This window comes from Roseomonas rosulenta (genome assembly GCF_016106005.1).
Lineage (GTDB): Bacteria > Pseudomonadota > Alphaproteobacteria > Acetobacterales > Acetobacteraceae > Neoroseomonas > Neoroseomonas rosulenta.
In genome coordinates this window covers 1-10,432 of the sequence record NZ_JACADR010000152.1, presented here as the reverse complement: position 1 = coordinate 10,432, position 10,432 = coordinate 1, and the positions used below count along the sequence as shown (strand labels likewise).

Here is a 10,432-nt window from a genome sequence, read left to right as displayed (position 1 = left end):
GGCCCCCGGCGCGCGCTGCGCGGTGCCGAGCGCGGCGCGAGTCTCGTCGCGCGCGGTGCGCATCGCGAAGCCGATGCTGGGCGAGAGTGCCGGCCAGGCGCGACGGTCGGCCACTTCCATTTCCAGCGCCTCGAGCCGCGCGATGGCGATCGCGGCCTCGGCCGGGCGGCCTTCGAGCCCCGCGCCCTGGCCTGCGAAGGCAGCCTCGGTCGCGAAGACCGCAGCGCGCAGCGGCGCGCCCGAACCCGGCGTGCCGGCCAGCACGGCCGGGGGCAGCGTGGCCGGGGTCCGGAGTTCGGCGCAGGCCGGCAGGGCCGCGGCCAGCAGCGGCAGGGCTCGGCGGTGCATCATTCCCATCCGTCGCGGGTTCCTTGGCGGTCCATGCGCATCATCTCCTGCTGGGCGATCGACGCTGCCCAGGCCGTGCGCGGCAGCGCCGGCAGCGCATCGAGCCGCCCCAGGACCGAGGCCCCGCCGGGTGTCGCGAGCGGCGGGCGCAGGGCAGCGGCAGCGGCCGCGGAATCCTGGGCGCCGAGGCCGATCCGTAGCCGCGTCAGCGCATCGATCACCGCCTGCGGGTCCGCGGCGAGGTCGATGCCCAGGGCGCTGCGCCATTCCAGGCGCGCCTGCTCGAAGGCCATCTGCGCGATCGGCTGCATCTCGATCCAGCGCGACCCGTAGCGCAACTCGACCGCCAGGAACTCGGCCTCGGAGATCGCCTGTGCCGCCTCGGCCGCATTCCCGCCGAGCCGGCCCGGCACGGCGAAGACATAGGCGGTGTGCAGGATCGCCTGGCGCGCCGGATCGGCCAGCGGATTGGCGGGGTTGGGCGGCAGCATCGCGAACGGCGGCGCAGGCTGGTTGCCGCAGCCGGCGAGCAGCCCGAGGGCAAGCACGCCGGCGGCGCGGCGTGGCAGGGCCAGCGTCATGGTGGTCACCTCCGTGCTGCGCATCTGGCGCCGCGGGCGGCGCGCTGCAATGGCGCGCACTGCCCTCACAGGCAGCCGGCAGCCCGCGCTCGCGCGCGCACCAGGGCCAGCACGGTCCGGCAGGTGGGCGCCGGCTCGCCGACCAGCGCGGCCAGCTCGACCACGGCGCCGAGCAATGCCTCGACCTCCATCGGCCGGCCACGCTCGAGGTCCTGCAGCATCGAGGTCTTGTGCGCACCCACCTCGGCCGCGCCGGCGATGCGCTTGTCGACGTCGATCGCGAAGCGCACGCCGAGCGCCTCGGCCACGCGCTGGCCTTCCAGCATCATGGCGCGCGCCACGCCGCGCTGCTCGTCATCGGCGATCAGCACATCGAGCGTCGCCGTGGTGAGCGCCGAGATCGGGTTGAAGGCCAGGTTGCCCCACAGCTTCACCCATAATTCGTCGCGGATGCGCGGGCGCACCGGGGCCTTGAACCCGGCGGCGATCAGCGCCTCGCTCAGCGCCTGCGCGCGCGGGCTGCGACTGCCATCCGGTTCGCCGAGCGAGAAGCGGTCGCCATAGGTGTGCTCGATGATGCCGGGGGCGGTGACCTCGGCGGCCGGATAGACGATGCAGCCGATGGCGCGGGCGGGGGGAAGCAGCCGGGTGACGACGCCACCGGGATCGACGCTTTCGACGATGCGGCCTTCATGCGGGCCGCCGACGCCGTGGAAGTACCACCAGGGCACGCCGTTGACGGCACTGACCACGGCGGTCGCGGGGCCGAGCAGCGGCTGCATCTGGGCCGCCGCGCCGGGCAGAGAATGGGCCTTCAGGGTGACCACCACGTAGTCCTGCGGGCCGGCTTCCTCCGCGCTGGCGACGCAGCGCGGGCGGGCGACCACCTCCTGGCCGTCGCTGACCAGGCGCAGCCCGTCCGCCTGCATGGCGGCCAGGTGCGGCCCGCGCGCGATCACGGTGACTTCGGCCTCGCCCTTCAGGGCGAGCTTCGCGGCCATCAGCCCGCCGATCGCGCCGGCGCCGAAAATGCAGATCCTCATCGGGGCCACTCGTCTCCTGACCTGGGCGCCGGAGTATGGCGATGCGCCGGCCGTGCCGGAAGGGCGCCCCTGACCATGCCGCCCGTCCCGCGGATCGTGATGGTGTCCCGAAACACGGCCCCCTGCGCGGCAGGGACTGATGGCCCGCCCGCCGATGCGCTACCTGCCGGGTCCGGAGGACCCACCATGCTGCATGTCGACATTCCCGCCAGCGACGAGCTGCGTTCGCTCCTCGATCACCGCGACCCGGTCAGCGTCTCGATCTACCTGCCCACGACACCGCTGACGCAGGAGGTGGCCGCGAGCCGCATCGCGCTCGGCAACCTGTCGCGCGAGGCCGAAGCGCAGCTCGCCGCCGCAGGTGCCGATCGGCGCGCCGTCGCGGCGCTGGTGGAGCATCTGCACGACCTTGGCGAGGACGACGACTTCTGGGCGGTGCAGGCGCGCAGCCTGGCCATCCTCGCCACGCCCGAGCGCCTGCACACCTATCGCCTGCCGAACACGCTCAGCGAGATGGTCGAGGTGTCCGACCGCTTCCACATGAAGCCGCTGCTGCGCGCCGTCACCTTCCCGCAGGCGGCCTATGTGCTGGCGCTGGCCGCGGGCGGGGTGCGCGTGCTCGAGGTCTCGGCGGACCTGCCGGTGGTCCAGGCGCGCGTGCCCGGCCTGCCGCGGGATGCCGCGAGCGCCGTCGGCAAGTCGAGCATCAAGGACCGTTCCCACAGCCAGCGCATCCATGGCTCCGAGGGCGAGAAGGTGCGCCTGCGGCAATATGCGCGGCAGGTGGAACAGGCGCTGCGCGACCTGCTGCGCGGCAGCGAGGTGCCGCTGATCCTGGCCGCGAGCGACACCCTGGCGGCGATCTACCGTTCCGTGAACACATATCCGCACCTGGCAAACGCGGGCATCCTCGACAGCCCGGAGACCATGACGGATGCGCAGCTGGCCGAAGCCGCGCGCGGCGTGCTGGACGGGCTTCATGCCGAGACCGCCGCGGCGTGGCGCGCGCGCTTCGCCGAGCGCTCCGGCCAGGGGCGCGGCACGACCGACATCGCCGTCGCCGCGCGCGCCGCGGTGCAGGGCGCCGTCGACAGCGTGATGGTGGATATCGACGGCGTCGTGCCGGGCTCGGTCGACCCGCAGACCGGCGCGGTGACCTTCGCCGCCGCCGACGATGCCGTGGCCTATGGCGTGGTGGACGAGATCGCGCGCCTCACGCTGCACGCGGGCGGGCGCGTGCTGGCGGTTCGCCGGGCGGATATCCCGGGCGGCGCACAGCTCGCCGCCATCCTGCGCTACCCGCTCGGCTGAGCCGTCCCGCCGCCTGAGCGCGACGGCGCCGTCGCGCTCAGGCGGTGAGGCCGAGCTTCTCCGCCAGCCCGATGCGCATCAGCTTGCCCGTGGCACCCTTCGGGATCTCGGGCAGGAAGACCACCTTCCGCGGCACCTTGAAGTCGGCCAGGTGCTGCGCCGCGAAGTCGCGCAGCTCGCGCTCGGAGCATTCCATGCCCTCGCGCAGAACCACCGCCGCGCCGACTTCCTCGCCGAGCTTGGCGTGCGGTATGGCGAAGGTCAGCGCCTGCGCCACGGCAGGGTGGCCGGAGAGCACGCCATCGACCTCGAGCGGGCTGACCTTCTCGCCGCCCCGGTTGATCAGTTCCTTGAGGCGCCCCGTCAGGGTCAGGAAGCCGTCCGCGTCGAAGGCGCCCTGGTCGCCGGTGCGGAACCAGCCGTTCGTGTAGGCCTTGGCGTTGGCTTCGGGGTTCGCCTCGTAGCCGGCGGTCACGTTGGGGCCGCGGATCACCACCTCGCCGATCTCGCCCTGGGGCAGCAGCGTGCCGTCATCGGCCATGATCGCGACCTCGGGCCCTGCCGGCTGGCCGACCGAACCCGGCTTGCGCGGGCCGGCCAGCGGGTTCGAGCACATCTGGTGCGAGGCTTCCGTCATGCCGTAGCTCTCTACCAGCGGGCAGCCGAAGACCTGCTCGAGCTGCTGCATCACCGGCCCCGGCAGCGAAGCGGAGGAGGAACGCAGGAAGCGCAGCGGCGCGCGGCGGATGATGTCGGCGTTGCGCTCGGCGCGCGAGAGGATCGCCTGGTGCATGGTCGGCACCGCCGTCACCCAGGACGGGCGTTCCTCATCCAGCCAGCGGAAGAAGCGCAGCGCATCGAAGCCCGGCGTGCAGACCACCGCCCCGCCGGCGCCGACCGAGGCCAGCACGGCGGCCATCAGCCCGTGGATGTGGAACAGCGGCATGATGTTGAGGCAGGCATCGTCCGGCCCCAGCGCCAGGGTGCGCGCGATGTTACGCGCCGAGGCGCACACATTCGCCTGGGTCAGCGGCACAATCTTGGGCCGCGCCGTGGTGCCGGAGGTATGCAGCACCAGCGCGACGTCCTCCGGCCAGGCCAGGCCCGGCTTTGCCGCATTGGCCGGCGTCCCGCCTTCCAGCGTGAAGTCGCCGGCGGCCTCGCCGGGGACCAGGTCGAGCACCGGGATGGACAGGCGGGCCGCGACCTCGCGCGCATCCGAGGCCATGCCGTGCAGCACGACCAGCGCCTTGGCGTCGAGGTCGGTCAGGTAGAAGGTGAATTCCTCCGCCCGATAGGCCGGGTTAAGCGGGGCAGTGGTCGCGCCCGCGCCGATCGCGAGGAAGGCGGCGGCCATCTCGGGCCCGTTCGGCAGCACGATTGCGACGCGGTCGTTGCGGCCGATGCCCATGCCGTTCAGCGCCCTGACCGTGCGCGCGCAGAGTGCGCGCAGCGCGCCGAAGGTCAGCGGCGGGCGCTCGTTGGTGCCGCGCAGCGCGGGGGCGCCGGCGTCGCCACCGGCGAGCAGGAGGGAGATGGTCTCGGTCATGGGCGTCCTTGGATCTCCGGGGGCCGCGCCGGTTCTGGCAGGGATCGGCGGCGGCGTCAGCCCCCCGCGAGGGCGCGCCGGTGCCGCCCGGCCAGTTCCACGTAGTGCGGCGCGGTGCGGTCGAAGCCGGCGCGGCGCTCGACCGTAAGCACCTGGACCATCTTGGCGGGATTGCCCATCCAGAGCTCCATCGCCTTGATCACCTTGCCCGGCGGCAGGACCGACCCGGCGGCCAGCACGCCGCCTTCCTCGATGATGGCGTCATCGAGCACGGTGGCCCCCATGCCCACAAAGGCGCGGTCCTTCAGTGTGCAGGCGTGGATGATGGCAGCGTGGCCCACCGTCACGTCGTCACCGATGGTGGTGCACTGACGCCCGGCATTCACATGGACGATGGTGCCGTCCTGGATGTTGGTGCGCGCGCCAATGGTGATGGTGTTGGTGTCGCCACGAAGGACGCAGTGGTACCAGATGTTCGATCCCTCCCCGACCGTCACCTGGCCGATCACGGCGGCCGTCGGCGCCACGAAGGCGGTCGGGTGGATGACTGGCACGTGCCCCTCGAAGGCATAGAGCGGCGGCAGGGTCAGGGTCTGGTTCGTGTCCATGGCAGGTCCTCGCGGAATTCGGCGCAGAATGCGTCAGGGGGTGGGGCGGCGGAAGGCCGCGCGAGCCTTTTCGAGCCTCAAGCGCCGGCGCAGGCATTCGCCTGCTTGGCTTTCGCGCCATGCACCGGTGCGTTGGGGACAGCGGGCAGGCTGCGCGCTGTGCGCTCCCGGCCCGAGACAGAAGCCTCGGGCCGCAGAGACGTCGCGCCTATTCGGCGGCGGCGGGACGTGCCACCGGCAGGTCGGCCTGCACCGGGATGCCCAGCATCAGGCCGAGATTCTGCACCGCCGCCCCCGAAGCACCCTTGCCCAGGTTGTCGTAGCGCGCGACCAGCACCGCCTGGCCGAGCGACGCATCGCCATGCACGCGGATCTCGAGCCCGTTGGTCCCGTTCAGCGCCTGGGGCTCGATCTTCCCCGAGGGTTCGGCCGGCACCACCCGGACATACTGGCTGCCGGCGTAGCGGGCGGCGAGCAGCGCCTCGATCTCGGCCGGCGTGACGCGCCGGGCCAGCGTGTCGAGGTGCAGCGGGATGGCGTCGATCATGCCCTGCGCGTAGTCCGCCACCGCGGGCACGAAGATCGGCCGGCGGGCCAGCAGCGAGTATTTCTGCAACTCCGGCACGTGCTTGTGCTTGAGCGCGAGGCCGTACATCTCGAAGTCTGGCGCGGTGCGGGACTCATAGGCCGCGACCATAGCCTTGCCGCCGCCGGTGTAGCCCGACACCGCATTCACCGTGACCGGGTGGTCGGCCGCCATGATCCCGGCCTCGACCAGCGGACGCAGCATCAGGATGGCGCCGGTGGGGTAGCAGCCGGGGTTGGAGACACGCGCCGCCGCCGCGATCGCGGCCGGCTGCTCGGGGGTCAGTTCCGCCAGGCCATAGACCCAGTCGGGATCGACCCGATGCGCGGTCGAGGCATCGAGCAGCTTCGGCGCCTGCGCGCCGAGGGAGGCGGCCATCGCCGCACTCTCCTTCGCCGCGTCATCGGGCAGGCAGAGGATCACCAGGTCCACCTCGGCCATCATCTCGCGGCGCGCGCCGGGGTCCTTGCGGCGGTCGGCGGCGATCGATCGCAGCGCGACATGCGGGTTCGCCGCCAGACGCTCGCGGATCTGCAGGCCGGTGGTTCCGGCCTCGCCGTCAATGAACACCGTGGGGGTCTTGGCCATGGGATGGACCTCCGTTGCGATGCGGCATTTGCCGCGAAACGAGCCTCGAAAAGCAAGAGGGGCGGGCCCTTGCGGACCCGCCCCCTGATGGAACCAGCCATGCGGCCGGGCGTGACGCCCGGTCCGCTGGGCGTCAGCGCTTGGAGAACTGGAAGGAGCGTCGCGCCTTCGCCTTGCCGTACTTCTTGCGCTCGACCACGCGGGGGTCGCGCGTCAGGAACCCGGCCTTCTTCAGGATGGCGCGCAGCTCGGGCTCGTAGTTGGTGAGCGCGCGGGAGATGCCGTGGCGTACCGCGCCGGCCTGGCCCGAGAGCCCCCCGCCGACAACCGAGCACACCACGTCGAACTGCTGGTAGCGGTCGGCCACCAGGAAGGGCTGGGTGATCAGCATGCGCAGCACGGGGCGGGCGAAGTACTTCGCCGCCGGCTTGTCGTTGATCAGGATCTGGCCCTTGCCGGGCTTCACCCACACCCGCGCCACCGCATCCTTGCGGCGGCCGGTGGCATAGGCGCGGCCGAGCGCATCGCGCTTCGGCTCGCGCTTGATCGCGGCCTCGGGCGCCGCCGGGGTGCCGGCGACGAGCTCCTTGAGGTCCGCAAGCGTACGGGTCTCGCTCATCGCCTCAGGCCACCTTCTTCACGAGAACGGAGTTCTTGCGGTTGAGCGCCGCGACATCGAGGGCGACCGGCTGCTGCCCGGCATGGGGATGCTCCGCGCCGGCATAGACGTGCAGGTTGCGCATCTGGGCGCGCCCCAGCGGGCCGCGCGTGATCATGCGCTCGACCGCCTTCTCGATGACCCGCTCGGGGTACTTGCTCTCGAGGCGCTCGCGCACGGTGCGCTGCTTGATGCCGCCCGGGTAGCCGGTGTGCCAGTAGAACACCTTCTGCTCGGCCTTCGCACCGGTCACGCGCACCTTGCGGGCGTTGACGATGACGACATGGTCGCCGCAATCGACATGCGGGGTGAACTGCGGCTTGTGCTTGCCGCGGAGGTGATTGGCGACCAGGGTGGCGAGGCGGCCGAGCACGAGCCCGTCCGCATCGATCAGCACCCAGGCCTTCTTCACCTCCGCCGGCTTCAGCGAGGTGGTCTGTCTCGTGAGCATCGGTTTTCCAGGTTCAGGCTTCGACGTGGCGCGGTGTATCGGCGTGGCGGGCAGGAAAGTCAAGCATCGTGCGGGATGCGCCGGTGCGGTATCATGCTACCAGAAACCTCGACGCCCCCTCCGGCGCGGCGCCGGCGGTCGTCCTCCGCGCGGCTGATGCCCGCCGGAACCCCACAAGACCTTCGTCGGACGCCGGACAACGACAAGGATCGCAACCCACACCAGCCGCCCAGCGATATCATGGCCCGCACCGAAAGCAGGAGGTCGCCCCCATGTTCAGCCATGCCACCCTAGGCACGAACGACATCCACCGTGCCGTCGCCTTCTACGATGCGCTGCTCGACGGTCTCGGACTGGCGCGGCAGGAGAGCGACCTGGCGAAGGGCTATGCCGGCTACGCGGCGGCGCCCGAGGTCACGCCGCAATTCTGGGTGATGCGGCCGATCGACGGGCAGCCGGCCAGCACCGGGAACGGTGTGACCATCGCCTTCGAGGCGCCGGACCGCGCGACGGTGGACCGCTTCCACGCCACCGCCCTCGCGCATGGCGGCACAGACCAGGGGGCCCCCGGGCTGCGCCCGCACTACCACCCCGACTATTACGGTGCTTATCTGCGCGACCCTGACGGCAACAAGCTCTGCTGCGTCTGCCACCGCCCGGAATAGCAGGCGGTGCCGCGCCGCGGCGCGGAGGACACGCATGACGGACAAGCCCTTCGGCCTCGGCCGGAACGCCTCGAACTACGGCGACCCGGCCTTCGCGCTGTACCTGCGCCGGTCCTTCGCGAAGTCGATGGGCTACAGCCAGGCCATGCTGGACAAGCCGGTGGTGGGCATCGCCGACACCGCCTCCGACTACAACAACTGCCACCGCACCATCCCGGAGCTAATCGAGGCGGTGAAGCGCGGCGTGCTCGCCGCGGGCGGGCTGCCGCTGTCATTCCCCACGGTCAGCCTCTGCGAGCCCTCGCTCAGCCCGTGCTCCATGCACTACCGCAACCTCATGGCGCTCGACACCGAGGCGATGCTGGCGAACCAGCCGATGGATGCCGCCGTGCTGGTGGGCGGTTGCGACAAGACCGTGCCGGCGCAGCTGATGGCCGCGATCAGCGCAGGCACGCCCTCGGTCATGCTGGTGGTCGGCCCGATGCTGGCGCAGGCCTTCGAGGGCGAGCGCCTGTCCGCCTGCACGGACTGCCGCCGCTACTGGGCGCGCTATCGCGCGGGCGAGGTTAGCGACGAGAAGATCACGACCCTGGAAGGCAAGCTCGCCACCACCGCGGGCACCTGCGGCGTGATGGGCACGGCCAGCACCATGGCCTGCCTGGCGGCAACGCTCGGCTTCATGCCGCTCGATGCCGCCTCCGCGCCGGCGGTGCACGCCGACCGGCTGCGCATCGCCGAGGAAGCGGGCGCCCAGGCGGTGCGGCTGATCCGCAACCCGGTCCCGCCGCTCGCGCTGATGACGCAGGGGAGCCTCGACAACGCGGTGCGGGTGCTGCTGTCGCTCGGCGGGTCCACCAATGCCATCGTGCACCTGGCCGCCATTGCCGGGCGGGCGGGGCTGTCGCTCGACCTTAGGCGCCTCGATGCGCTGAGCGAGACCACGCCGGTGCTGGTCGACCTCAAGCCCACCGGCGAAGGCTACATGGAGGATTTCCACGCCGCCGGTGGCATGCGCGCGCTGCTGTGGGAATTGCGCGACCTGCTGGACCTGACGGCGAAGGATCTCGACGGTCGCACGCTGGGCGAACGCATTGGCGATGGCAGCCACTTCGTCGACCGCCGCATTATCCGCGCCCGCGCCGAGCCCGTTTCCCCGGTCGGCGGCCTGGTCGCGCTGTTCGGCTCGCTCGCACCCGAGGGCGCCATCCTGAAGCGTTCTGCCGCCACCCCTGCCCTGTTCGAGACGGAGTCGCGCTGCATCGTCTTCGACGGGCTGAAGGATCTGTCAGACCGCATCGACGACCCGGATCTCGACGTCACGCCGCAGGACATCCTGGTGCTCAAGGGCGCGGGCCCGCGTTCGCCCGCCGGCATGCCGGAGGCGGGCTACCTGCCCATCCCGAAGAAGCTCGCGCGCCAGGGTGTGAAGGACATGGTCCGCATGAGCGACTGCCGCATGTCGGGCACCGCCTTCGGCACCATCGTGCTGCACATCGCGCCCGAGGCCTCGATCGGCGGGCCGCTGCAGTTCGTGGAGAGCGGGGACCGCATCCGGCTCTCGGTGAAGAACCGCACGCTCGACCTGCTGGTGGACGAGGCGACGCTCGCCGCCCGGCGCGCCGCCTGGGCGCCCGCACCGGCACCGAAGCGCGGCTGGGACCGCTTGGTGCACGAACAGGTGACGCAGGCCCCGCTCGGCGCCGACCTCGCCTTCCTGCGCGCGGAGCCCTGAGCGCCCCTTGCGCCACCCGCTTCCCCCGATCATCCGCCTGCCCCGCGCGCGGTATCCACGCCTGGCCGTCCCGAACCGCGGCGCCGGGCCGACGCCGGAGCGCACCGGTCGGCCACGGAGCCGCCGATGAGCATCGCACTGGTCGGCGCCACCGGGCGGTCCGGCGCGACGCTCGCGCGTGCCCTGGCGGCGGAAGGCACGCCTTTCATCCCGGTCGCGCGCGATGCGGCGAAGTGGCGCGCCCTCGGCCTGCCGGGCGGGCTGCGCGCGGCGGACCTGCGCGATCCCGAGGCGCTTCGGCGCGCCCTGGCC

The 10,432-nt window shown here is 72.0% G+C and carries 11 protein-coding genes and 1 pseudogene; 4 read left to right on the top strand and 8 right to left on the bottom strand.

Annotated elements, in window-relative coordinates; translation table 11 throughout:
- From HW578_RS16900 to HW578_RS16890, 3 genes are all read right to left on the bottom strand, one after another.
- On the bottom strand, positions 1 to 348 hold a 348-nt coding region (locus tag HW578_RS16900; protein WP_198371785.1), incomplete at its 3' end, for a hypothetical protein.
- Positions 348 to 929, bottom strand: a complete 582-nt coding sequence (locus HW578_RS16895; protein ID WP_198371784.1) for a hypothetical protein — start codon at positions 927 to 929, stop codon at positions 348 to 350. The genes HW578_RS16895 and HW578_RS16900, both read right to left, overlap by 1 nt.
- A gap of 65 nt (positions 930 to 994) precedes the next feature.
- Entirely contained in the window at positions 995 to 1,972 is a 978-nt protein-coding gene (locus HW578_RS16890; RefSeq protein ID WP_198371783.1) for a 2-dehydropantoate 2-reductase, read from the bottom strand.
- 186 nt (positions 1,973 to 2,158) lie between these two features.
- Between HW578_RS16890 and HW578_RS16885 the strand changes: the two genes are divergently transcribed.
- Positions 2,159 to 3,283: a baeRF11 domain-containing protein gene (locus HW578_RS16885; protein ID WP_198371782.1), complete on the top strand. Its 1,125-nt coding sequence runs from the start codon at positions 2,159 to 2,161 to the stop codon at positions 3,281 to 3,283.
- A 37-nt stretch (positions 3,284 to 3,320) separates the two neighbouring features.
- On the opposite strand, the gene HW578_RS16880 is transcribed toward HW578_RS16885, so the two are convergent.
- The 5 genes from HW578_RS16880 to rplM form a co-directional block, all read right to left on the bottom strand.
- Positions 3,321 to 4,832 carry an acyl--CoA ligase gene (locus tag HW578_RS16880; RefSeq protein ID WP_198371781.1) on the bottom strand — a complete coding sequence of 504 codons (1,512 nt, stop codon included), beginning with the start codon at positions 4,830 to 4,832 and terminating at the stop codon, positions 3,321 to 3,323.
- Between the two features lie 56 nt (positions 4,833 to 4,888).
- Complete coding sequence (locus HW578_RS16875; RefSeq protein WP_198371780.1) at positions 4,889 to 5,440, bottom strand: gamma carbonic anhydrase family protein; 552 nt, start codon at positions 5,438 to 5,440, stop codon at positions 4,889 to 4,891.
- Between the two features lie 208 nt (positions 5,441 to 5,648).
- Positions 5,649 to 6,614, bottom strand: a complete 966-nt coding sequence (argC, locus tag HW578_RS16870; protein ID WP_198371779.1) for an N-acetyl-gamma-glutamyl-phosphate reductase — start codon at positions 6,612 to 6,614, stop codon at positions 5,649 to 5,651.
- A 133-nt stretch (positions 6,615 to 6,747) separates the two neighbouring features.
- The gene (gene rpsI, locus HW578_RS16865; protein ID WP_198371778.1) at positions 6,748 to 7,233 is read right to left on the bottom strand and encodes a 30S ribosomal protein S9; all 486 of its coding nucleotides are present in this window, start codon (positions 7,231 to 7,233) and stop codon (positions 6,748 to 6,750) included.
- Between the two features lie 4 nt (positions 7,234 to 7,237).
- Positions 7,238 to 7,723, bottom strand: a complete 486-nt coding sequence (gene rplM, locus HW578_RS16860; protein ID WP_198371777.1) for a 50S ribosomal protein L13 — start codon at positions 7,721 to 7,723, stop codon at positions 7,238 to 7,240.
- A gap of 272 nt (positions 7,724 to 7,995) precedes the next feature.
- Here rplM and HW578_RS16855 point away from each other — a divergent pair, with 272 nt between their 5' ends.
- From HW578_RS16855 to HW578_RS16845, 3 genes and pseudogenes are all read left to right on the top strand, one after another.
- Positions 7,996 to 8,388: a VOC family protein gene (locus tag HW578_RS16855; protein ID WP_198371776.1), complete on the top strand. Its 393-nt coding sequence runs from the start codon at positions 7,996 to 7,998 to the stop codon at positions 8,386 to 8,388.
- Between the two features lie 34 nt (positions 8,389 to 8,422).
- A complete protein-coding gene (locus HW578_RS16850) occupies positions 8,423 to 10,120 on the top strand; it encodes a dihydroxy-acid dehydratase (RefSeq protein WP_198371775.1) in 1,698 nt (565 codons plus the stop codon).
- Between the two features lie 126 nt (positions 10,121 to 10,246).
- Positions 10,247 to 10,432: pseudogene (locus tag HW578_RS16845) on the top strand (NADH-ubiquinone oxidoreductase); the annotation flags it as partial.